This window comes from Bifidobacterium sp. CP2, from assembly GCF_018555635.1.
Lineage (GTDB): Bacteria > Actinomycetota > Actinomycetes > Actinomycetales > Bifidobacteriaceae > Bifidobacterium > Bifidobacterium saguinibicoloris.
In genome coordinates, this window is the sequence record NZ_JAFEJX010000005.1 from 114,221 (window position 1) to 136,193 (window position 21,973).

Here is a 21,973-nt window from a genome sequence, read left to right on the forward strand (position 1 = left end):
CTGCTCCATGAGATCCAGGGAGTCCCGGACGAATGCATCGTGATTCGACATGGCCGGGCCGTGCAGGTCACGGATCTGACCGGGGTGAACCTCGCGGATCTATATCAGGGGAGGTAGGGTCGTGAGCGCCGTTTCTCCTGTTCGCGCGTTGGTCGCCTATTACTGGAACGTATGGTATTTCCTCGCCGCGGCGTTCGGTGCCGTGGCGTCCCTCCTGCTGGGTGCGTGGATTTCAAGCGCGGCAAACGGAACCCCGATAACCGGAGGATACAGCTTCTTCTTCACCGGCACCCAGCCGGTGATTTGTCTTGCGCTGCTCTTCGTGTGCGATGCCAGGGTTGCGAAGGCGCACTATGGAGGTCTGCCCCGCCACGTGTATTCCGCATGGAAGCCATGCTCGCTCAGAACCATATTCCGGGCTCTGATTCTGGCCGCTGTGAACTTGCTGAGCGTATTGTGCTTCGACGTCATCATGGTTCTGACGGGTACCGGGATGCATCCGAATCTGGCTGCTGTCCTGTGCTTCGTCGTGCTGCAGAGCCTTGCGATTTCCCTGATCTACTCAATGATCGAGATTGCCGTCAATCCCGAAGTCGCCGGGATCGTCTCGGCCATCCTTTGCTATGCATGGGTTCTTCTGCCAGGCGACCTGTCCGACTATGCGACGCCCTACGTCGCGAACGCCCTACGGGTCGTCGGACTGAACCTGAACGGCACCGTGATGTCGCCGGCGGAAACGGCGAGCCGATCGCCTGTCGGCCCTGTGGTGGTGGTCGTCCCGATTGTGGTGCTCCTGGTTGTCTATGTTTTGTTGAGCTGGTTCCGTCGCGAAGGAGTGGACAGGAAATGAAGTCCCTATTGCGTATCGGGCGCGTGGCATTGATCCGTTGGTCGACGCTCACCTTTGTGGCCGTGCTGCTGCTTCCGCTGTTCTTTTTGCGTTACGGGAGCATGGGCGCGGTGGCGCAGTCGGCGATGGTGATGGCGCTTCCCATAACCACGGCCGGTCTCGTCTTCTCCCATGCGAGGGTGCCCCGCTCGTATCGTTCCTTCAGCATCCACGATCGGCTCCTGCTTCGCTTTACCTTGAAGTCACTACTGCTTGGCGTCGCGGTCAGCATCTGCCTGACTCTACTGTACGGATTTGCCGTCGGATTTATCGTCAATAAGAGACCGCTCTCGTTGCATGTCGCTTTGATGTTTGCGTTCACCGCTGTCGTTCTTTCCCTTGCATGCTTCGTCCTGCGACTCTGGGCCAGTCCTGTTGTCGCTTGGAGCATTGTCGGCTTCTTCATTCTCGCCGGCCTTCCGGTCAGCTCCGGCATGTTCGAGGGCTCGCCGATTCTGCATGCCGTTATACCGACCACATGGATGCTAAGCGGGACGCGCTTTGCCGGTTATGTGATTCCGGTCGGTGCAGTTGTTGCCATGGCAAGTGCATGGCTGCTGCTTAAGGCGGTGAAACGTGTCTAGATAACCCTGACTGGATTCTCACATGTGAGGATACAGCACTTCCGCAGATCAACATCATGTCATGCGATTGCTTGACGGGATGTTGCCCCGTCGATTGTCCTCGGATTGAATGGATATAGCGACGAAACCGAGTCCCGAGGAAGGGAAGTGATCGCAATGGAAAAATCCACTGGCGAAACACCGGTGCAAGAACGTGAAAGAAAAGTATCGTATCGTTTGCCCGTAAAATGGTGGGAGTTTTTGGCGTACGTGTTGATCCTTGCAATGGCATTGGTTTTCAACGCGATGCAATTCCCTAGGGTGTGTTTACACTAGTTTGTTTTTTGATGGTGTTTTGAGTTGGATGGCGATGAGGATGAGTTGGAGGTTGGCGAGGAAGGTGGCGTCGAGCCTGTCGTAGCGGGTGGCGGCTTTCCTGTAGTGCTTCATGCGGTTGAAGACGCGTTCCACGATGTTCCTGCCCTTGTACGCCTGCCTGTCGTATTCCCATGGGTCCGTCCGGTTCCTCTTGGGCGGCACGACCGGCGTCAGGCCGAACGATTCGGCCAGCAGCCGGGTCGGGTCGCCCTCGTAGGCGCGGTCCATGAGCAGCCTGGCGCCCATGAACGAGCCGAGCGCGGCCATGGAGACGCGGCCGTGGGCCGCGTCGTGCTCGTTGCCCGGGCTCAGGTGGATCTCGACGAGCGTCGACTCGCTGTCGGATACCACGTGAACTTTGGTGTTCCTGCCTCCCCGGGAGATTCCGACGCACTGCGGCCCCCTTTTTTCGGGGCGCCCGTGGCGTGCTGGTGGACCTTCACGCTCGTGGAGTCCATGGCGAGCACCCGGACCTCCACCCCGATGATCCGCTCCTCCTGCAGGGCGGCGAACAGGCGCTCCACCGCGCCGTTCCTGGACCAGCGGTTGAACCGCTGGTAGACGGTGATCCACTTGCCGTAGCAGGCGGGCAGGTCCCGCCACGGCGCGCCGGTGCGGCACATCCACAGCAGGGCGTTGACGAACGTGTAGTTGTCCACCGCCACGTTGCCCCGCTGGCGCGGCAGCAGATGCGCGATCCTCATGAACTGGTCCAACGTGATGTCATACCTCGGCGTACACATACCCCAATCATCACACAAAACCCAAATAGTGTAAACACACCCTAAATGGGTGGTCGTCCCACTCGTTCTAGCAATCCTATCAGTCCGGGCCACCCGAATACTTCTCGCAAAAAGAAAGAAGGATCGGGCAGATTAAGCCTATGAGCAAGGACATCACATGATGAGACCATAACGGCTGTCATGCGATCGCTTGACAGCATGTTGTCCCGTCCTGCATGACGCCGCTATAGCTTGATGTGTCACAGTGATTGTCGAGGGGGATTCGTCATGGATGGTCGCACGATATCGGTCAGGCTTTCGGTCTGGTTCGAGGGCGTCAAGTGGCGTATCGCCGGTGGTCGGCGGGCGACGTTGCACTGGTGGTATCTGGTGTTGGCCGGCGTGCTGATCGCATGGTTGGGTGTCGCGGAGGTCGTGGCGTTGCCAGCGTATGGCGGGTATGCGCGGGAGGTGTTCTCGAACCTGTTGGCCGGGGTGCCGTCCGCGCCACCAGCCGCCGTGCAGGTGACGGTGTTCCAGTGGTCGTGTTCGGCGGCTTGGCTGGTGTCGGCGTATCGGCAGTGGGCTCGCCGCCAGTTCGCGTGGATGATCGTGACGATGGTGTGCAGTCTGCTGTATGTGCCGTTCGTGGTCTATCTGGTGCATGAGGTGATGGACCAGCGTAAGGGAGTCGTCCGTTTGGAGGAGAAACCGGCGGAACCGGATGATATCGTTGCCGACGATGGGACGGCCGACGACGAGACGGATGCGCAAGCCCCGGAACCGCCGGTTCGTCACGGCGAGGTTTTGTCATGAACACTGTGGTCGAGGCCCGTGGCTTGATCAAGCGGTATGCGTCCGGTCCGACGGTTGGCCCGATCGATTTCGAGGCCCGGCCGGGTCAGGTGCTGGCGGTGGCCGGGTCGAATGGTGCGGGCAAGTCCACCACGCTGCGCATGGTGCTCGGCCTGTCCGCTCCCAGTCAGGGGCGGGCGTTGGTCATGGGATGCCCGTACCGGCGGTTGGAACAGCCGGGATTGCATGTGGGCGTGTTCCTGGGTGGGCGTCTGGGCGACGAGTCGATGACGGGCGGCGAGTATCTGACGTTCATGGCCGGCATGATGGGATTGCCCGACGTGCGCCGTCGTGTGCGTCACGTGCTGCGCGATTGCGGGTTGGACCGTTGGCCGAAGGCCCGGATCAAGGGGTATTCCACAGGCATGCGCCAACGGCTGGGCGTGGCCGGGGCGATGCTTGCCGACGCGCCGATCATCGTATTGGACGAGCCGTTCAACGGGCTGGACATCGCCGGCAGGCTGTGGCTGCACGGTTTGCTGCAACAGTGGGCCGCCGCCGGCAAGACCGTTATTCTGGCCGCCCACGAGATCGACGAACTGCAACGCATAGCCACCCATGTGCTGATCATCATGCACGGCAGGCAAATGGCCTGCGGTTCGCTCGAACAGGTCGCCGCTGCCGGTGGAGGCGAGTCGGGAACCGTGTTCCGGTTCGCTCCCGACGCGAACGAAACCGGGAAAGCTCTGGCGTTGGACGATCTGACCGCGATGGGAGCCGACATTCGTTCCTTGGAGGACGGCCAATACCTGGCCCGACGGACGGACGCGGCCGACGTGTTCGCCGTCGCGGCCAGACGCGATGTTCCACTGGTCCGGCTCGACCACGTCGAGCCGACGCTGCGCGAGGTGATGACCGGCATGATTCGCCGATCCTCGGGAAAGGAAGGCACGTCATGAACGGGTGCAACCAATGTTTGCGACGCATGATGCTGCTCATGCGTTACGTGGTATGCCGCCCGGCGCCGCTCATGGCATGGGCCGGACTACCGGTGGCGTTCGCCGCGTTCGCCGCACTGACCAGCGCCTCCGTCAGACTCATGCTCTCCTCCGGTTCCACACTCGATGGTCTCGCCACGCTCACGGGATTGGGGCCAAGCATCGCCGGGGCGGTCATGCCCATGAGCGAACCCGTGGCGATCATCGCTGCGCTGCTGTCCGTCCGCGTCCTGACCAACACGGCCACGGCCATGCCGTTGTTCCTGATCGAACCGAAACGAACACGACTGTTCCTGACCCTGTGCGCCGACATCGTCGCTGTCGGTCTCATCACGGTCGCAGTCGGAGGGCTCGCCGCGACCGGCGCCTCCCGTCTCATCCTCGGCTCGGTCGTACCGGCGCGAGTATGGCCCGCGCCGCTGTCCGTATCGTTGTTCCTCTGCTTTCCCGTGGCTCTGATACTTACAGGGCGCATGCTTGTCGCCGCCTCACTGTGTGTGGCCTTCAACTCGGTCGGCAAGGGCGCGGTCGTCTACATCGCCTTGTATTATCTGCTGCCCATCGTCGTAGCGAATCTGCCGAACCCGCGGACGTTGCACGAGTGGCTACCTTCCATCGCCGGCACCGCCATACTGGAACAGTCTCCCAACATGAATCCGACGTTGAGCGGGCTGGTCGCACTGGCATACGTCATCATCGCGGTCACCGCCGCATGCGTGGCCCAGACGCAAAGGGACGTCTAAAACCATGCAGAAGAACTTGCTTATGGCTGCGAAGACTCCTGTCATGCGATTGCTTGACATGATGTTGCACCGTCGACCGTTCTCGGATTGAATAGATATAGCGATGAACCCGAGTCCCGAGGAAGGGAAGTGATCGCAATGGAAAAGTCCACTCATAACATGTCGGTGCAAAACGGCGGCGTCAGACGGCTGGTCATGATCCTGGTGTGCGTATCCGTAGCATTGCAGGCTCTCGCGTTCGCGATCCCCGGAGACGTCCTGAGTTTGTTTTGTCGAGCCGCTGGAGTGTTGCTGCTGATCGCGGCCCTGCTTGCGGCTTTGAAAGGCGACGTGAAATCAAACTCCTTCCTTGCTGTAGGGATTGGCGTAGCGGCGGGTTTGGCCGCCATCGCTCTGGTGATTGCGCTCCTGTAACCCGAGCTGCAGAATCTGACGATGTTTTTCATGGCTTGCTCGGGATGCAGACGTCCAGTTGCCAGTGTCGCTGTTCCGTGCGGATGGCGAAGCTGCCGTTGGCGGTTTCGATGATGGTGCGGTAGCGGTCGAGACCGCTACCCAATCCAAGTTTCCCGTCATGTTCGGCGCTAGTGTCGCTGACGGAGATGCGGATGTCGTTTGCGTCGAAGCTGGTGGAGACGGCGTACCATTCGGTCGGGTCGGCGTGTTTGGCGATGTTCGCGTACAGTTCGGTCAACAGGCCCGTGAGCAGTCGCATCATGTCGGGCGGGAGCGGATGGCGGAGTTCGCCGAGCAGATTGTCGCCGGTGAAACCGAGCGATTCGAGTCTCGTCTCCTCGTCGTCGATCAAGGATTGCAGTTCTCCCTGTTGCGCGGATACGAGATCGCCGGCTGGAATCGGCGCCGGTGTTCCGTCTTGTGCTTCCGACGGTTCCGGCTGCGGCTGCCGCGATGGCTGTGTTTCCAGTGAGTCGATGACCGCGTGCGTGTGGGTCATGGCGCGATCGGCTGCGTCGCGTAGTTCCCGGAGCTGTTGCCGGTATTCGGGTTCGCTGTTGGGCATACCGTTGGTTTCGGCGTGGTCGATGCGCAGGATGAGGTAGGCGAGGTCGTTGCTGATGGTGTCGTGCAGGCTGCAGGCTGTATCCTCGCGTTCCTGCTGGCGGCGCAGCAGATACGAGTCATGGTCACGTTGGCGCATCATGTGCAGCAGCAGGCCGGTCAATAGCGGGAAGCAGTAGAACGTGAGGTTCTGCAATGTCGCCACCAGCAGGCGGCCGCTGCTGGGTTCGACGCCGAATGTGGTGGAGATGAGCAGCATGCCGGTGGCGATCGCGCCCGACCAGGTGTCCAGGTAGGCGAGGAATCCCGTGCAGGTGATGATGACGGCAAGCGGCGTGATCATCGGCATCGCCAGCATGAGTATCTCCCCGGCCACGAGCGCCGCCCACAGGAACCATCGCGGGCGGAACATGCCGCCGATCAGACCGACGAGTATCACCAGGACCAATGCGAGATACTGCACGCTCATCGTTGAGGAGGCATCCGTCGTGGCTCGGGCTATGTATTCCGCGATGAGGGCCGCAGCCAGCAGCACGCATGCCACCGCGATGACCGGATGGTCATTATCCGAGCCAATTCGTCCGATAAGTCGGTTTACAGCAGATCGTATCTGGCGCATGCCTCCAGCACCTCCCTGCGGCTGGTCACGCCGAGCTTGTCGGCCGCGCGATGCACGTACGTGAACACGCTGCCCTTGGTAATGCCCAGTCGGGACGCGATCTCGTCGGTGGTCAAGCGTTGCGCGTACAGGCGTAGGATGTCCTTCTCACGTGTTGACAACGAGTCCTTCATGTCTTCGGATATCTTTGCCGGCACCGTATCGGACAACAGTTCATGCGCCGATGCCGCATCACGGAAGCCCAAGGCGGCCTGCGCGGCGGTTGGCTTCCCGACGGCCGTCCGCCGCACCGCGTCGGCGATGTCGGTTTTGAGCTGTTCCTTGGCGAGCAGTCCCTGCGCGCCAGCCTTGATCGCCTCCGTCCGATAGACGTCCGTCGAATACGAAGTGACGCAGATGACGCCCACCTCGCTCGTCCTGCGCCGGATGCGCCGGCACACGTCCGCGCCGGTGATGCCGCCCAACGCCATGTCCAGCACGAGCACGTCCGGCCGCGTATGCGCGTTGTGGCAGTGCTCGATCGCCACCGCCGGCGACCCCGTGCTCCACACGACGCGGAAATCCCGGGACATGGCCGCGATCATCGCACACATCGCATCCAACGCGAACGGATCATTATCCAACACGCCGATACGGATCACGCCCGCCGTCTCCGGCTCGCTTCTAAGTCCCATAAAGCCCACTGTACCGCCGGTGACCATTGGTTTCCCGGCATGAAACGGCATCGCTGTCATGCGATTGCTTGACATGACATTGCGGATGTGATGCGCGAGGGTATGTAATGCATTCAGCTGGACGGATCGGTCGCTTTGATATCGATCGGTAGAACGGCTGTCATGTTGCAAGGTTGGAGGGCGTCGCATGGATAGGTCATCTCCGAATGGGTTCCGCGTCTCCATTGCCGTGGTGTCGTTGCTGTTGGGTGTGTTGTCGTCGTTTTTTGCCTGGGCTGCGTACTGGAGCGTTCTTGATTGGCGTGGCTCGCAGTGGGGCATGTCCGATGCGCGGGCGCAGCTGGTGCTGACCGCCTCGGCGGATGCCGGGCACGGTGACGGGAAGAATCTTGAGGCGACGCGTGATCTGGCCAGGTATCTTTCCGATCACGGTATTTCCCTGTTGGAGGGTTCCGTGGGGGACGGTTGGCCGGCGATCGTATTCCAGTCGTCGGGCTCCTCCGTCGGATGGGCCGATGCGCTTCCGCGCGGATGCCGGGACATGGACAGTCGCATAGCCTGTGTGATCGAGTCGTCGTTCTCGGCCGGCCAATGGCGCGAGCATGGGGATGCCCCACTGCTGCCCCAGGGGTTTTCCGTCGGCGGTGTCGTCAGGGTTCCGGGGGCGAACGTGGGCGGCAATCTGCAGTATGTGCTCCCGTTGGGGGCGGTTCCCTTGTTTCCCGGCAGCGTGTACGTGAACACGAGCGACCCGCAGCGGCTTCGGGAGATCTCGGATCTGTTTGCGCGCTGCGGCATGGACGTGACCCGGCCGCAGGCGCAGTCGTTGTGGTCGTCCCTTGCCGGGGATTCCTTCGTGGGCATCACCTTGTTGTTCCTCGTACTGGCGTTGGTCTGCGCCTGCGTGTGCGTGACGACGATGGAGACGGCGAGGAAGGCCGACCTGCATGTCAGACGATTGTTCGGCGCCACCAGGAGACAGGTGTGGACGGGCCGGGTGCGCGGGGCCGTTGTCCCGATCGTGACGGGCGTGCTGGCGGGAACCATGTTGAGCGCCGTGCTCATCACCGTGGTGTCGGGCAGGACCGGCCTCGGCCCGGCCGTCGCGTTCGCCGCGGCCTTCACCGTTGGCACGATTCTGACGGTGCTGGTGACGGGCCTGGCCGAATGGTTCGGCATACGATCGAATGACGAGGTGGAACGATGATCCATGAACTGATGACCGGCGTCCGCATGGGATTGAGACGATGGGGATCGATCCTCGGCATCACGCTGCTCGTCGTCTTCGCGGGCAGCGTGTTCACGATGACGCTCAGCGACGTGCTGACCGAGTCCAGCGTGATCAGCGGCGAGGCCCGCTTGCGGGCCGCCGACGCGGTCACGTTCTCCCCGCAATACCTCCTGCAGTCCCCGAGCAAAACGGACCCCAAGGTCGCGGACGACCTGCAGGACATGCTGGAACAGGGCAGGGCGTACACCGCGATCATCAACAACATCGAGATCGACGATCCCGGGTTCGCCAACGGCATACCGGCCATCGTCCTGATGGGCAACGTCGACGACGTGTTCCCCCGATTGGGCTTGTGCTCCCACGCGCCCTGCGCGTCCACCGGCTACCGGGTGGACCGGGCGCAGGCGCCCGACAGCGTGCATATCGCCGGCGTCGACGTCAAGGTGTCCGGCACGCTGCCGGCCTCGGCGGCCATATTCGACCCGAACACCGCCGGCATCAACCTGGACCGGTATCTCGTCATCCGGCTCGACCCGGGCTCGTTGAACCGGCTCAACGACATCGAACTCGAAGAGGCGGTGACCAAAACGGTCATGTTCAGCCCGTCCCGGACCCAGCTCGACAGTTTCATCACGGGAAGTCGCGACGCCGGCCTGATACTCGTGCCGCACCGATTGAACACGGAACAGCCCCAACGCGACAGGGACCTCATCGTGCGCGCGCTGATGTACCTGCTCGGACTGTCCGCCTTCCTCGCGCTCACCGTCATCGTGATCATCCGGACACTGTCCGTGACCCTCGCACGGGAACGGCCGTCGATGCTCGTCCGCAGGCTCTACGGCGCCACCGCCGTAGACGAGGCGATCCGCGTCGCCGGACTCATCCTCATCATGCTGCTGCCCGCCACCGTGACACTGGCATGCTTCCAGCTGATAGGCGAACCGGTGGCCACCGCATCCCGGACGATGATCGCCGTCATCCTCGTCATGGCGATCCCGATCTGGACGATCGCCGCACGACGCGCAACCACACACATCCAATGAAAGAAGCACCGACCATGCCACAGACGACCATAGACGCCCGAAACCTGACCAAACGATACACGGACGGGCAGGCGCAGCTCCTCGCCGTGCACGACATATCCCTGCACGCCTCGGTCGGGGAGTCGATCGCCATCATGGGACCGTCCGGATGCGGCAAATCCACCCTGCTGCGCATGATCGGCCTGTCCATGAAACCCACCTCCGGCTCCCTGCTCCTGCAAGGACGCCCGGCACCGGAAAACGACAAGGACCGTTCCGCATGGCGCAACCGCATGTTCGGCTTCATCCCGCAGGACTACGCGATCCTCGAAGACGAACCGGCATGGGCCAACGTCGCCATCCCCATGGAATACGCACACCCCAAGGTCGGACGCGCCGAACGCAGGCAACGCGCCACGGCCGCACTGGAACAAGTCGGCCTCGCCGGCAAGGCACGACGCATGCCCGGGCAACTGTCCGGCGGCGAAAGGCAACGCATCGCCATCGCCCGGGCGACCGTGATGCACCCGGCCATCATCATCGCCGACGAACCCACGGCCGCACTCGACACGCACACCGCCGACACCATCATGACCATGCTCCTCGCGCAATGCAAACAAGGCACCACACTCATCCTCGCCACACACGACCCACGCGTCGCAGCCCAATGCGACACCACCCTCACCATGCGAGACGGCGCGTTCCTCTGAAAAACGGCAACGTCATGTCATGCGATCGCTTGACATGACGTTGCCTGTACCGTTGCCAACGGATTAAATGAGCCAATACCGAAAAGAAAGGAAGCCGACAACGGACACGCTGCTCATCATCGACATGCTGCCCGCGTACGGGTTGCTGTGCTGCTTACTGGTCAGCATTTGCGTCACGCTGGCGTTTCACTGGCTTGCACGTGCGTGCGAAGACCGGCGGCAACTGCGTTTCGCCGTCATCACACTGCTGATCGGCTCGCTATCCGTCGCTCTGCTCGCCGGCTGCGTGTACACCATCGCGATGCCATACGCACAACCGGACATGGTTGATTTCTACCGCACATATCGTCCCGCCGCGTTCGTGTTCCTCACTGGACTGTTCTGCGTACAGTCCGTGTTCGGCGCCGCGACCGTGCAGGCATCCCGTAATCGGCATAATACCGGCAATGGATCCGATCATGCTCACCAATGTGAACTGTCTTACCGGCATGACGATGCGCATCACTCCGGTCGAACCACGGCAGCTCACGGAAAAGGCGCGAAAGCCAGCGTCGGAGTATCCCTGTATCGTCCCCCATACCCTGAACGACGATTAAGGGCTGAATCAGGGGCGATACAGGCATGTTCCGCGATTCGGTGAACGCACACTGGAATCGTATCGGACACGGGCCGCATGGTAGGCGCAAGGCGGCGCCAGCCGCGGGGAAGAAGGCAGTATCATGGGCAATCAGCAGCATCCGCAGCGGTGTCGTACCGCACATGCTTCTGCGGAACGCGAATCCCGCAATATAGTGGATTCCGCGGGCGGCGCGCGTCCTGACAGGCAAGTCACGTTGTCCATCGTCGTGCCCTGCCATAACGAGGAGGCATGTCTGCCGTTGTTTCTGTCGGCCGCAGCACAGGCCGTTCGCGAGATCATCGCAGCATATCCCGGCACGACGGCCGAACTGGTGTTGGTCGACGACGGTTCCACGGACAGCACCGTGGCGCTGCTGCGGCAAGCGGCGGACGGGCACGCCGCCCTCCCATTCGCGATCCGCTGGCTGTCGTTGTCGCGCAATTTTGGCAAGGAAGGCGCGCTGCTCGCCGGGTTGGAGGCCGCGCGAGGCGACGTCGTGGCGGTGATGGACGCCGATTTGCAGGACCCGCCGTCGCTGCTGCCGCGCATGTTCTCGATGCTTGCCGACGACCTGACACTGGATTGCGTAGCGACGCGGCGCACCACGCGCGCGGGCGAGCCGCCGATTCGTTCCATGTGCGCACACATGTTCTACCGGCTGATGAACGCCATGTCGCCGGTCGCCGTACCCGATGGGGCGCGTGATTTCCGTATGATGCGGCGTCGGGTCGTCGATGCGTTGACGTCGCTGACCGAACGCAATCGGTTCTCCAAGGGACTGTACGCGTGGGTGGGGTTCCGTACGGCGTGGATCGACTATCCGAACACGCGCCGCGCCGCGGGCAGGTCCAGCTGGAATTTCTTCGCGTTGGTTCGTTACGCGATCGAGGGGCTGATCTCATGCTCCACGGTGCCGTTGGCCGTCGCCTCGTATATCGGGTTGTTGCTGTGCGCGGTCGCGTTCGGCGCGACCTGTTTCATCGCGGTGCGCGCGGCCATGTTCGGCGACCCGGTGGCTGGTTGGCCGTCGCTCGCGTGCATCATCACGTTCATCGGCGGACTGCAGCTGATGTGCCTGGGCATCATCGGCCGGTATCTGGCGAACACGTATCTGGAGTCCAAGCGTCGGCCGAACTACATCGTGCGTGACGGCAACATCAGCGTTCGTGATGCCGGCAATATCCGTTTCGACCATCCGGCACATGACGGGGAGATGCTGTCATGATCACGCCGAACCGCAAGACCGCCGGTCCATACGTCGAGCACGCCGGCGGACGCGCTGACGACAGCAGTGCCGGTTCCGCCGTTGCCATCCACCACTTGGTTCCCGTTCCCGTGTTGGCCGTCTGCTGTGCTTTGGCGACGACCGTGTTGAGCTGGCTGATGGGCTGCGGCCAGTCGTTGTGGTTCGACGAACAGTATTCGTTGATCCTGACGAGCCGACCCGTACGGGAGCTGATCGCGCTCACTGCCGTCGACGCGCATCCGCCGCTGTACTATCTGCTGCTCAAGGCATGGATGCCTGTAGCCGGCGACGACGTCGCACTCATGCGGATGCCGAACTGCGCATGTCTCGGCCTTGCCGTGTTCGTGCTGGTCATGCTGATGCGCGATTTGTTCGGCGACCGCGTCGCAGCGGCGTGCATGCCGATGCTCATGTGCGGCGGTTTCATGCTGCGCTACGGCTACGAGCTGCGCATGTACTCGCCGGCGATGCTATTGGCCGTGGGCGGTACGGCGATGCTGCTGCGCGCGGTCGGCGTGATTGCATCGCGCGACCGTCAACACTGCGTTGTAGATGCGGCCGAGGTCGATCGGCATGATCGACGATGTGACCGTTGCCGGTCGCACGATCGGCAACGTCGCATCGTATGGTGGGCCGCGTACGCCGTGGCTGTCACGCTCGGCATGTTGACGTTGTATCTGACCGCGTTCGTATGGTTGACGCATGCGATCTGGCTCGCCGCCCGATCGTGGCGTATGCGGAGCCCGTCCACGTGGCGATGGTTATTCGCCTATATCGCGTCGGTCACTCTGTTCTTGCCGTGGATGCCGGTGTTGCTGGGCCAGCTCGGCGGGAGCTCCGTTTTGCCTCCGGTTCGTCGGCGCTCGAACATGTCCGGCGTGGCGAACGCATTCGACATTATGCTGCTCGGTATGACGGAAAAGGAACTGCCGTCGATCGTCTCGCTGCTGGTCGCGGCCACGATGACGCTGATCGTCGGTATATTCGTCGCAGTATGGCTGTCTGCATGGCAACAGTCAGTCGGAACACTGACTTCGCGACAATCCGCCGAAGCTGCATGGCTGATCGTCATGCTGTTCGCCGTGCCGACGATGCTTCTGATGGTCTGGTCCGCTGTCAAGGAGCTGTCCAGCGGCGGCTACGGGATGTTCTCCGTACGCTATCTGAGCGTGGTCGCGCCGTTTTTCTACGTCACGCTCGTGCTGGCGTGCGTCATCGCGTATCGATTGCGCGGCCGTCGCGCGGCGATCGTCTACGTTGTGGTTCTTGCGATGCTGGTTGCGGGGACGATCGTGTACGGCGTGCGCGGCAACCATAGTTTCGACCGCAACGATACGCCCGGATCGGCCCAGCTCAGCCAACATGTCGTCTGCTCGGCCGAGCGGCCGGTCGTCGCGCAGGACGAATACACGTACATCGACGCATACTGGTACTACCGCGACTGCCCGTACTACTACTTCCTCGACGCCGATGACGTTCCCACGCGCGGCGGATACGTGCCGCTGCACGATTCGACGGCACAGTTGAGGACCATCACCGACCTTGATGCACAACAGTTCACCCTGCTGTCATGGTCCACGACGCGTCACTACGGCAGGCTCCTCGGCGACGCAGCGGGACAATGGACGCAAACCGGCATCATCACACGAGATGCCAACGCGTCCATCGCCTACCGTCGATGACATCAATGGCATATCAACGATTTGCAGCGTCCGTTGTTTTGATTGACATCATGGACAGCGATTGCGGAGCGGTGTGACATTGATGCACGCAACACTAGTGGTCGATATCTCCACTCCCATTGTCATCGACGTTAGCAATGCAATGCGTAGACCTGCTGCGGCTGATCCGACAAATAGTCTGTTTGCATAGACGCTGGTTCAACGGAGGCGGTGGACATGGAATTCAGTTGCGATGCCGAACCAATCGAGGTCGCATCTGCTATGGGCGCCTGTGGTTCCGTGTCTTCTGCCGTCGCACCGGCATCGGTCGACGGTTCAAACAATGCGCTGAGCTGCCGTTGCGTGAGCCCGAACTGTTCGCCGATTTCGCGGCGTGACATCCCGTAGTCGCGGGTGTAGTCCTGGACTAACGGTCGTGCGGTGTCCAATGCTCTGGTGAAATCGGTGAGCGCGTCGTACAGCGCCGCGGTGCGATTCTCCCGTTCCTTGAGCTGTGCCTTGTATTCTTCAAGTGATTTGCGTACCCAGTCGGCGCGTTCCTTGCGACGGTTTCCGACGGCCATTCTCGCCTCCTTTGGCTGTGTGCTCGATGTCGCAGCGTGATTATCCTTGCGTGACCATCAGCGCTGTGATGATGCGGTTCAATCGCCGGTATCGGCGTTAGGAATCGAGGTTAGTCATGGCATGTTCAGGTGGTGGTCCCGGATTGTTTTTTGAGTCAGGTCAGGGAATAGCAAGCATTGCAACCGTACGTACGGTTGCGCGGATTCCCTGTCGGTCATCCGCCGCGGGACACCCGCGACCCGATAGGCGATGGCCATGAGCTGGCAAGACTCGCACCCCAATCGCTGCCGTCGCAAGACGGTCACGTTCACTCCCGACGAGTGGGCCGAGGCGAACCGTTTCTACCAGCGGGTGAAACGATCACGCGGCGGAGTCCTGTCGTTCTCGGCCCATGCTCGCGCACTGCTGATCGACGCGCATACGGTCGTGGTCACGGTCGCGCTGGACCCCGGCATGGTTCGCGCGGACATGGCGCGTATAGGCAACAACATCAACCAGATCGCCCATGTGGCGAACGCGACAGGGCTGATCACGAGCGGCGATATGACGCGCGTGCTGGACAGCCAGCGCGAACTGACGGCGTTGCTGCTGCGCATGTGCCGGGAGCGTGACGAAGCGGTGGAGGCGGCGCGATGGCGGTCGTCAACATGAGTCAGATCACCGTCACTCTGCACAAGGCGATCGCCTATATCGCCAATCCCGATAAGACCGAGCATGGCGCTTTGGTCTCGGCGAACTTCAGCGACGATGCAACGAACCCTGCGGAATTGGCGCGGCGCATGATGGACACGGTCGAACAGTCGGTCGGCGGGAATCGAGCCAACGGCGTGATTGCGCATCATGTGATCCAATCGTTCAGTCCAGAGGACAGTCGACGCATGACCGCGCGGGAACTGCACGAATTGGGTGTGCGGTTCGCCGATGCGTTCACCGGCGGCGAATACCGGTACGTGATCGCCACGCACGTCGATCGCGGACACACGCATAACCACATCATCATCTGTGCAACCAGTGACGTGACATTCCATAAGATGCGCACCAAACCGGGAGCGACGATACGCAGACTGCGCGAGATCAGCGACCGGCTGTGCCGGGAAACCGGACTGAACGTGCTGCCCGAACTGAAACCGGCGCGAGAGCGACGCCGTCATGGCGTGAGCTTCGCGGAACTGTATGCGTCGGCGAAAGGCGACGCGATCAAGGATCGTATTCGCGCCGCGATCGACACGGCCGCAGGCGCCTCCACCGATTTCGATTCGTTCGCACGCGAGTTGAACAGCGCCGGCGTGACGGTCGTCGTGCGCGGCCGGCACTTGACGTTCACGGACATGGCGAGCGGGCTGCGTGTACGCGACGTGAAACTGGGACGCGCCTACGACGAGCCGAACGTTATGGCCCGCATCGGCCGGCATACGGTCATGCCGATCAGCTTCAACCGTCGGATGATCGCCGAACAAACCGACAACGCGGTACGCGTATGGCTGCCCGGCACGAGACGACGACTGCTGATTACGATTCCGTTGACGCGGATCGTGCGCGACGGGGACACGTATCGCGCGTACCTGCCGGCGGCATCGCAGCAGGTCGTCACGGGCCGGCGAGGCCGTTACGTCAAGCAGGTGCGTGCGGAAGACCTGTACGGGTACTTCTCCCGTCCGCCCATGCTGCTGGAGCCAGTCGTACGCGAGCGGATGCCGGTCACGGTCGGCAAATCGGATGCGCAGCGCTGCTGGTACGCGATGCAGGCACGTCGACTCGATGAACTGCACCAGCTGGCAAATGAGCTGAATACGGCCAGTCGTCTCGTCGCCGATGGCACCACAGTGGACGATGCGATCGCCGGAACGATGCGTCGCATCGAGGCCGAGCGGGAAGCGTTTCAGGCGGAGTTGGTCGCGGTCTGCGACACGGCCGAAACGGACGGCGACGAACCGCCGTCGGACAAGGCGGTTGTTGAACTGCGGGAGCGTGAACGCAGACTCGATGAGTTGGCTCGCGAACTGGACACGTTGCGTCGCGTGCGTGCTCAGGCTCGGCATGTCAAGCAGCGGCGGCATATCCGCCAACCCGAATAGACGACGGTTCATACACGGAAAGGATCAACGATGATCGAGGAACGATTGGAAGACACCGGCAGACAGATCGCTATGGGAGTCGGTCGCGCCGGCGGCGGTCTCGCGCTGCGGGTCGGCGAGAAGACCGCCGGCTGGTTTCTGCGATTGGGCGGACGTAGCTTGTCGGCAATGCGCGGCGTGATACGGAGAGGCCGCGATACCGGGCGGATGAGCGAGAAACGATTGCAACGCCTGACCGGCGGCGATATTCATGCGATCGAGTTGGAGCGGCATCAGGTGCGTGCAGTGGTACGCAGTCTGCGTCGCGCGGGCGTGCGGTATTCGGTGGAGCGTGATAGTCAGTCAACGTGGATTCATTTCGAGGGGCGTGATCTCGATCATGTGACGCACGCGGTACGACGTGCACTGCAGGATGTCGGCTATGAGCTGCGGATCGACGGCCGGAGGCCGGTCGAACAACTCGGGAGCAAGGATACGCAGGTGCAGCCGGCAACGGACCCAGGCCGGGATGAACCGCGGGAGCCTACACCGGTGAAACCCGAACAATCATCACCAACGCTTTCCGATGCCGCTCAGTCAGGATCGCGTGTCCCGACCGCAACGGCCGAGCGGTGTGACGAGGCATCCCCGGCAGTCACGGCGGAACAATCCGCACGGCCGATATCGGACGATGAGCAGCCGCCGCAAACCCCGGCCGTATCATCACCGGCTGCACATGGCGAGACTACGACCACTGCTGATGAGGCCAATCGCCGGACCGTGCCAGAACATGCTCCATCGGAACCGCGTGCACCGGTTTCGCCGAAGCCGACGGTGCGATGTGGGGAACGGAAAGTCAGCCGGCGTGACACGCTCGCGGAACTCCGTGCACGGATCGAACGCAAGCTCACCGGCAAGCCGGTGCAACCGGTCGCGACGCGGAAACCTAACCGTTCTCAGAGCAGATAGGGGTTTTCAGGATGGGAACGAAACGATACATGATCGTACGCGGCGAACTCCTCGCCGACCCGGTGTTCACGATCTCCGCCACGGGCAGCGAACTGGTGCAGCTGAGGGTCGGCGTGCGCATGCCGAGCGGTTTGGCCGAGCCAGTAATCATACAAGGCGGCTCCGTGATGCCCGCGTACTGTAAGGCGCAACAACTGGAACAAGGCGACCTGATCGTGGCAAGCGGCTGGACCGACGCCGGCAACACATCCCACGACATCGTCCACACTGAAGTTCGGGTGAACGCGGACATGATCGCCGCTTCCACGTCAATGAACTGGAAGGAACCGTCATGATCGAGCGGAACATGTCAATGACGCTCACACGGCTTGACCGACTGATGTGCGGGGAGCACGAGGCATCCAGCATTGAATGGCACGGAACGAACATGCTCGTCATCGATTGTGTGGATAACTCTGTGGATAACCTTTGTGGGGTGGCATCTGCGTCAGGCGAAACAATGACGGAAAATACGGGTGCCGGCTCATCGAACGGCGGCCGTCGGATCTCAGTCACACCACTCGAAACCACAGAACCGCTGCCGAATGCGACGGAGTCTCAGGCCGCATCTCGGTCGGATCGGGATACGACGCCGTTTACCCGTGAGATGGTGCTGGAATCACTAAGGCGTCGCACCGATGAGCGGCTACAGCGCAAACAGTCGGAGCAGCGTGCACGACTAATGGAAGGCGCGGTGCGATGAAACGTTTCCCTGTAATCTGTCTGACGATATTGTCCGCCTGCCTGCTGTTCTATCTCGGTAATCGCGTGTGCCTGCAAGTGCGCGGCGACATGACGGCCGGTCTGTCCGTCAGCGAGATCATCGACCGGATGTTCATCGGGATAGCGGAGCGCCCGCTGTTTCTGTCCCTGCATCAGACCGATCTTATTGCCGGACTGGGCGCGGTCGCCGCCGTTGGATTGGCGTGGCTGTACCGGTGGTCGATGCGACGTGACCTTCGCGAGGGTGAGGAGCACGGCTCGGCCAAATGGGGCGCGCCGGCCGACATCAAACCGTTCCGGCAAGGCGGCCGGAGAGACCTGCTGATGACCGCGACGGAATCACTGGGTATTGATGGGCGGGTGACGAAACGCAACCTGAACGTGCTGGCGATCGGCTCGTCCGGTTCCGGTAAGACCCGACGGTATGTGCTGCCGAACCTGCGGCAGGCGAACATGTCGTATGCGATCACCGATCCCAAAGGCGAGATACAGGATGAGGTCGGTGAGCTGCTGCGCGGCAAGGGCTATGCGATCCATTGTCTGAATCTCATCGATCTTGAACGTTCCGACCGGTTCAATCCGATGCGCTATCTCAATCCGTCAGACCCAGAAGCCGGCATTCTGCGTCTGACGGAAAACATCATCACGAACACGGCCGGCGACAACAGGCAGCCCGGCAACGGCGACGGGTTCTGGGAACGCGCCGAACGCAACCTGTTGAACGCGCTCATCGCATGGGTGCGGTTCTCCGAGGACGAGCCGGATCTGAACCGGGTCACGGACATGCTCGACCGGATGGAAGCCAGCGAAGCGGACGAAGCCATGCAATCCGATGTGGATCTCATGTTCGACGCGGCGCGTGAGCTCGTCGCCGAATACCATGCAAACCCTGGCCGGCATGACGCCGAATCACGGCAGACGCTGGAGGGCCTGGACTTCGCCGCACGCCAGTACCGCAAATTCCAGCAGGGTGCGGGAGAGACGAAGAAGTCGATCATCATCTCACTGGGCGTCAGGCTCGCCCCATTGCAGGTCGGCAGCGTGCGACGCATCCTGTCCGGCGACGACATGCGGCTGGACGAGATCGCTTTGCGGCCGACCGCCGTGTTCCTTGCCCTGCCGGATACGGAGAACACGTTCTCGTTCCTTGCGGCGATCCTCTACCAATGCCTGTTCGAGTCCAACGTGTATCAGGCCGATCATGCGAACGTCTCCGACTGTTCGGCGCGGCGATTGCCGGTGCACTGCTTCCTTGACGAGTTCGCGAACGTCGGTCGCATCCCGAACTTCCAGAGGCTCATCGCCACCATCCGCAGCAGGAACATCTCCTGCTCGGTCATCATCCAGAACTATGCGCAGGGCAAGGCCATGTACCGCGACGATTGGGAGACCATCGTCGGCAACTGCGACTCGATGCTCTTCCTCGGCGGCACCGAAACCAGCACGCTCGAATGGGTGTCCAAACGATTGGGCTCCCAGACCATCGACGTGATGGACGACAGTGAAAGCAAGGGCGTCAACGGCTCGTACAGCGTGAGCTGGCGGCGCACCAAGCGCGAGCTCATGCAGCCCGACGAGCTCGGCCTGCTGCCCACCGACGAGTGCATCTACATCCTGCGCGGCGTCCGCCCGTTCCGCAGTCGCAAGATACCGATGTGACTTGCCCCGGCGCAGCGTGACAAGCGGACGCGCCAGTAGTGTTTCTTTGATTCTTTGTTTCTTTACATACATAAATACAGAAAAACTACTGGCCGGCACACTCTATCGGCAGTCGTACGGTGACGGTCAAGCCTCCGTGCGGGTTGGCGTGCAGGTTCATGGTGCCGTGGTGGAGTCGGACGATTTCGTCGCAGATGGATAGGCCGAGCCCGTGGTTGGGTGTGCCGTGTCGGTTGCTGATTCTGCTGTCCGGGCCGCGGTTGAACGTGGCGAGCAGTTCCATCGGGTCGATCCGGGTGAGGTCTTTGCCGGTGTTGGCGATGGTGAGCGTCGCATAGTCGCCGTCGTTGTCGTCACGGCTGGTTGCGGTGGTGATGTCGATGCTGCCGCCGGGTATGTTGTGTTGCGCGGCGTTGAGGATGAGGTTCGTGGCCAGTTGGCTGATGAGCATGCGGTCCGCCGATAGTGTTGCGGGCATGAGCGATGTCGTTACCGTCAGTGGGGCAAGGGCGTCGTGTTCCCTGTCGAGAACGTCCGAGACGATGTCGGCGAGATCGATGCGGGTGAGGTCCGCGTGGTCGAGGTGTTGGATGCGGGCGAGTTCGAGGAGCCGGAGCACGAGCGCCGTTCCGCTGCGGTTGGCGTCGAGCGCCTTACGCACGAATGGTCGGGTCGCATCGTCGAACAGTCCCGCGTCGAGTGGTATTTCGAGGGCGGCCGAGGTGGCGGCGAGCGGGTTCTTCAGTTCGTGGGATGCGTTGGCGATGAACTGTTGCTCCCGTTCGATGGAGTCGTTCAGGTCGTGGAGCATGGCGTTGTAGGCGTTGGCTATGGTCGTGGCCTCGTCGTTGCGTTCCGGGATGCTGACGGCGTGGCGTGCGGCCAGTGGCCCGTCCGCGTTCGTGATCTGCTTGGCCACCGTGTTGATGCGTTTCTGGCTGTTGGTGGCTATGGTCCAAGTGAGGATGGCCGCCAGCACGCCGAACGTGAGGATCGGCGCGATGGTCGTGGCGAGCATGAGATCACGCGTCCGGTTGTCGCCCGCCGTTGCCTTGAGCGACAGTCCGTCTCTTCTGTCCTGGTTGACGTGAATGGACGTGTAGCCGGAATCGTCGCCGTCGGGATCGTGCGATGACGGCTGGCGGAGCGACTCGTCCGCGGTGTCGGAGTCCATGCTCGTGTCGATGCCGCCGACCGTTATGGTGGACAGTTGCCGGTCCACGATGAGGAACGTGCCGGTGGTGACGGCGGCCGTCAGCAGCAGGAACGCGATGACGATCGTGGCGGTCAGACGGCTTCGCGTCGACCATTGCGAGGGGCGGAGAATACGCGGCCGTGGCTCGCGTGTGGTGTGCTGCCGGCTCATGATATGCGGTATCCCTGTCCGGGTATGGTCTCGATGAGGTTCGGGTCGCCGATCTTGGACCGTAGCGTGTACACGGTGCTTTTGACGATGCTTTTCGCATGCGCGTGGTCGTCCTGCCAGACCTCGTCGTACAGCCGATCGACGCCGACCACCGCGCCGTGCGCCTCCACCAGCATGCGCAGCACGGCGAGCTCGCGTTGGCCGAATCGCAACGGTTCGCCGTCCATGCTGATGTCGCCGGTGTGGAAATCGACCCGGAAGCCGCCTCGCACGAACGGTCCTGTATCGGCCAGGCCGAGCCGGCGTTGGACGGCTTCGACGCGGGCGAGCAGTTCCGCGTACGCGAACGGCTTGGTCAGGTAATCGTCCGCGCCCAGTCCCAGGCCTTGCACGATGTCGTCGGTGCGGGCGGCTGCGGTGAGCATGAGGATGTGAACGGGGTCATGTCGCGCCCGCAGCCGCCGGCAGATCTCGTCGCCGTGCACGCCGGGCAGGTCACGGTCGAGGATCAGCAGATCCCACCGGCTGCCGTCCAGTTCGTCGATCGCGTCACGTCCGTCGTAGATGACCGTCGTGTCGAAGCCCTTCATGCGCAGGCCCATGCCGACCACGTCGGCGAGGTTCACGTTGTCTTCGACGACCAGCACGCGCATCGACGTCTCCTTTCCGGTTGGTTGGCTGCGGCACA

25 protein-coding genes are annotated in these 21,973 nt (G+C 62.1%); 18 read left to right on the forward strand and 7 right to left on the reverse strand.

Annotated elements, in window-relative coordinates; translation table 11 throughout:
- Positions 1 to 121 precede the first annotated feature (121 nt).
- Entirely contained in the window at positions 122 to 850 is a 729-nt protein-coding gene (locus JS531_RS05340) for a hypothetical protein (RefSeq protein ID WP_140463597.1), read from the forward strand.
- Entirely contained in the window at positions 847 to 1,473 is a 627-nt protein-coding gene (locus tag JS531_RS05345; protein WP_140463599.1) for a cytochrome C oxidase subunit IV, read from the forward strand. Before JS531_RS05340 ends, JS531_RS05345 begins: the two co-directional genes overlap by 4 nt.
- Before the next feature lie 306 nt (positions 1,474 to 1,779).
- Here the strand turns inward: JS531_RS05345 and JS531_RS10850 are convergent, their stop codons facing one another.
- Both JS531_RS10850 and JS531_RS11250 read right to left on the reverse strand, forming a co-directional pair.
- Entirely contained in the window at positions 1,780 to 2,214 is a 435-nt protein-coding gene (locus tag JS531_RS10850; RefSeq protein ID WP_346427764.1) for an IS5 family transposase, read from the reverse strand.
- Positions 2,139 to 2,573 (reverse strand): IS5 family transposase, encoded by a 435-nt coding sequence (locus tag JS531_RS11250; protein ID WP_217625643.1) that lies wholly within the window; start codon positions 2,571 to 2,573, stop codon positions 2,139 to 2,141. The genes JS531_RS10850 and JS531_RS11250 overlap by 76 nt, the downstream gene beginning before the upstream one ends.
- A 267-nt stretch (positions 2,574 to 2,840) precedes the next feature.
- On the opposite strand from JS531_RS11250, the gene JS531_RS05355 reads away from it, so the two are divergent.
- The 4 genes from JS531_RS05355 to JS531_RS05370 all read left to right on the forward strand — a co-directional run bounded on the left by JS531_RS05355 (position 2,841) and on the right by JS531_RS05370 (position 5,502).
- A complete protein-coding gene (locus JS531_RS05355) occupies positions 2,841 to 3,368 on the forward strand; it encodes a hypothetical protein (protein WP_240542051.1) in 528 nt (175 codons plus the stop codon).
- Entirely contained in the window at positions 3,365 to 4,306 is a 942-nt protein-coding gene (locus JS531_RS05360) for an ABC transporter ATP-binding protein (RefSeq protein ID WP_140463603.1), read from the forward strand. The genes JS531_RS05355 and JS531_RS05360 overlap by 4 nt, the downstream gene beginning before the upstream one ends.
- 26 nt (positions 4,307 to 4,332) lie before the next feature.
- The gene (locus JS531_RS05365) at positions 4,333 to 5,088 is read left to right on the forward strand and encodes a hypothetical protein (RefSeq protein WP_240542052.1); all 756 of its coding nucleotides are present in this window, start codon (positions 4,333 to 4,335) and stop codon (positions 5,086 to 5,088) included.
- Between the two features lie 129 nt (positions 5,089 to 5,217).
- The gene (locus tag JS531_RS05370; protein ID WP_214313954.1) at positions 5,218 to 5,502 is read left to right on the forward strand and encodes a hypothetical protein; all 285 of its coding nucleotides are present in this window, start codon (positions 5,218 to 5,220) and stop codon (positions 5,500 to 5,502) included.
- 28 nt (positions 5,503 to 5,530) lie between these two features.
- Here JS531_RS05370 and JS531_RS05375 read toward each other — a convergent pair whose 3' ends face one another.
- Together JS531_RS05375 and JS531_RS05380 are read right to left on the reverse strand one after the other, a co-directional pair.
- Positions 5,531 to 6,577 carry a histidine kinase gene (locus JS531_RS05375; protein WP_240542053.1) on the reverse strand — a complete coding sequence of 349 codons (1,047 nt, stop codon included), beginning with the start codon at positions 6,575 to 6,577 and terminating at the stop codon, positions 5,531 to 5,533.
- Positions 6,578 to 6,702: 125 nt separating this feature from the next.
- Positions 6,703 to 7,590, reverse strand: a complete 888-nt coding sequence (locus JS531_RS05380) for a response regulator transcription factor (protein WP_240542054.1) — start codon at positions 7,588 to 7,590, stop codon at positions 6,703 to 6,705.
- Here JS531_RS05380 and JS531_RS05385 point away from each other — a divergent pair.
- The 6 genes from JS531_RS05385 (at position 7,589) to JS531_RS05410 (ending at position 13,911) form a co-directional block, all read left to right on the forward strand.
- Entirely contained in the window at positions 7,589 to 8,608 is a 1,020-nt protein-coding gene (locus JS531_RS05385; protein WP_214313727.1) for a hypothetical protein, read from the forward strand. The two genes, JS531_RS05380 and JS531_RS05385, sit on opposite strands and share 2 nt — an antisense overlap.
- Positions 8,605 to 9,675: a hypothetical protein gene (locus tag JS531_RS05390; RefSeq protein WP_214313729.1), complete on the forward strand. Its 1,071-nt coding sequence runs from the start codon at positions 8,605 to 8,607 to the stop codon at positions 9,673 to 9,675. The genes JS531_RS05385 and JS531_RS05390 overlap by 4 nt, the downstream gene beginning before the upstream one ends.
- Positions 9,676 to 9,689: 14 nt before the next feature.
- Complete coding sequence (locus JS531_RS05395; protein WP_214313731.1) at positions 9,690 to 10,364, forward strand: ABC transporter ATP-binding protein; 675 nt, start codon at positions 9,690 to 9,692, stop codon at positions 10,362 to 10,364.
- Between the two features lie 67 nt (positions 10,365 to 10,431).
- Positions 10,432 to 11,004, forward strand: coding sequence for a hypothetical protein (locus JS531_RS11035; RefSeq protein WP_240542055.1), 573 nt, complete (start codon positions 10,432 to 10,434; stop codon positions 11,002 to 11,004).
- 79 nt (positions 11,005 to 11,083) lie between these two features.
- Positions 11,084 to 12,208 (forward strand): glycosyltransferase family 2 protein, encoded by a 1,125-nt coding sequence (locus JS531_RS05405; RefSeq protein WP_214313733.1) that lies wholly within the window; start codon positions 11,084 to 11,086, stop codon positions 12,206 to 12,208.
- Positions 12,205 to 13,911, forward strand: a complete 1,707-nt coding sequence (locus JS531_RS05410; RefSeq protein WP_140463615.1) for a glycosyltransferase family 39 protein — start codon at positions 12,205 to 12,207, stop codon at positions 13,909 to 13,911. The genes JS531_RS05405 and JS531_RS05410 overlap by 4 nt, the downstream gene beginning before the upstream one ends.
- Positions 13,912 to 14,042: 131 nt before the next feature.
- Here the strand turns inward: JS531_RS05410 and JS531_RS05415 are convergent, their stop codons facing one another.
- Positions 14,043 to 14,474, reverse strand: coding sequence for a hypothetical protein (locus tag JS531_RS05415; protein WP_214313735.1), 432 nt, complete (start codon positions 14,472 to 14,474; stop codon positions 14,043 to 14,045).
- A gap of 256 nt (positions 14,475 to 14,730) precedes the next feature.
- On the opposite strand from JS531_RS05415, the gene JS531_RS05420 reads away from it, so the two are divergent.
- From JS531_RS05420 to JS531_RS05445, 6 genes are read left to right on the forward strand one after another with little or no spacing between them, the layout of a single operon-like run.
- Positions 14,731 to 15,126, forward strand: a complete 396-nt coding sequence (locus JS531_RS05420) for a MobC family plasmid mobilization relaxosome protein (protein WP_051923829.1) — start codon at positions 14,731 to 14,733, stop codon at positions 15,124 to 15,126.
- Positions 15,108 to 16,550, forward strand: a complete 1,443-nt coding sequence (locus JS531_RS05425) for a relaxase/mobilization nuclease domain-containing protein (RefSeq protein ID WP_214313737.1) — start codon at positions 15,108 to 15,110, stop codon at positions 16,548 to 16,550. The genes JS531_RS05420 and JS531_RS05425 overlap by 19 nt, the downstream gene beginning before the upstream one ends.
- 30 nt (positions 16,551 to 16,580) lie before the next feature.
- The gene (locus tag JS531_RS05430; protein WP_214313739.1) at positions 16,581 to 17,498 is read left to right on the forward strand and encodes a DUF3801 domain-containing protein; all 918 of its coding nucleotides are present in this window, start codon (positions 16,581 to 16,583) and stop codon (positions 17,496 to 17,498) included.
- Between the two features lie 11 nt (positions 17,499 to 17,509).
- Positions 17,510 to 17,833 (forward strand): hypothetical protein, encoded by a 324-nt coding sequence (locus JS531_RS05435; protein ID WP_214313741.1) that lies wholly within the window; start codon positions 17,510 to 17,512, stop codon positions 17,831 to 17,833.
- The gene (locus JS531_RS05440) at positions 17,830 to 18,240 is read left to right on the forward strand and encodes a hypothetical protein (RefSeq protein ID WP_214313758.1); all 411 of its coding nucleotides are present in this window, start codon (positions 17,830 to 17,832) and stop codon (positions 18,238 to 18,240) included. The genes JS531_RS05435 and JS531_RS05440 overlap by 4 nt, the downstream gene beginning before the upstream one ends.
- Complete coding sequence (locus tag JS531_RS05445) at positions 18,237 to 19,919, forward strand: type IV secretory system conjugative DNA transfer family protein (RefSeq protein WP_214313760.1); 1,683 nt, start codon at positions 18,237 to 18,239, stop codon at positions 19,917 to 19,919. The genes JS531_RS05440 and JS531_RS05445 overlap by 4 nt, the downstream gene beginning before the upstream one ends.
- An 85-nt stretch (positions 19,920 to 20,004) precedes the next feature.
- Here JS531_RS05445 and JS531_RS05450 read toward each other — a convergent pair whose 3' ends face one another.
- Together JS531_RS05450 and JS531_RS05455 are read right to left on the reverse strand one after the other, a co-directional pair.
- Positions 20,005 to 21,285 carry a HAMP domain-containing sensor histidine kinase gene (locus tag JS531_RS05450; RefSeq protein ID WP_214313767.1) on the reverse strand — a complete coding sequence of 427 codons (1,281 nt, stop codon included), beginning with the start codon at positions 21,283 to 21,285 and terminating at the stop codon, positions 20,005 to 20,007.
- Positions 21,282 to 21,938: a response regulator transcription factor gene (locus tag JS531_RS05455; RefSeq protein ID WP_214313769.1), complete on the reverse strand. Its 657-nt coding sequence runs from the start codon at positions 21,936 to 21,938 to the stop codon at positions 21,282 to 21,284. The genes JS531_RS05450 and JS531_RS05455 overlap by 4 nt, the downstream gene beginning before the upstream one ends.
- Positions 21,939 to 21,973: the final 35 nt, after the last annotated feature.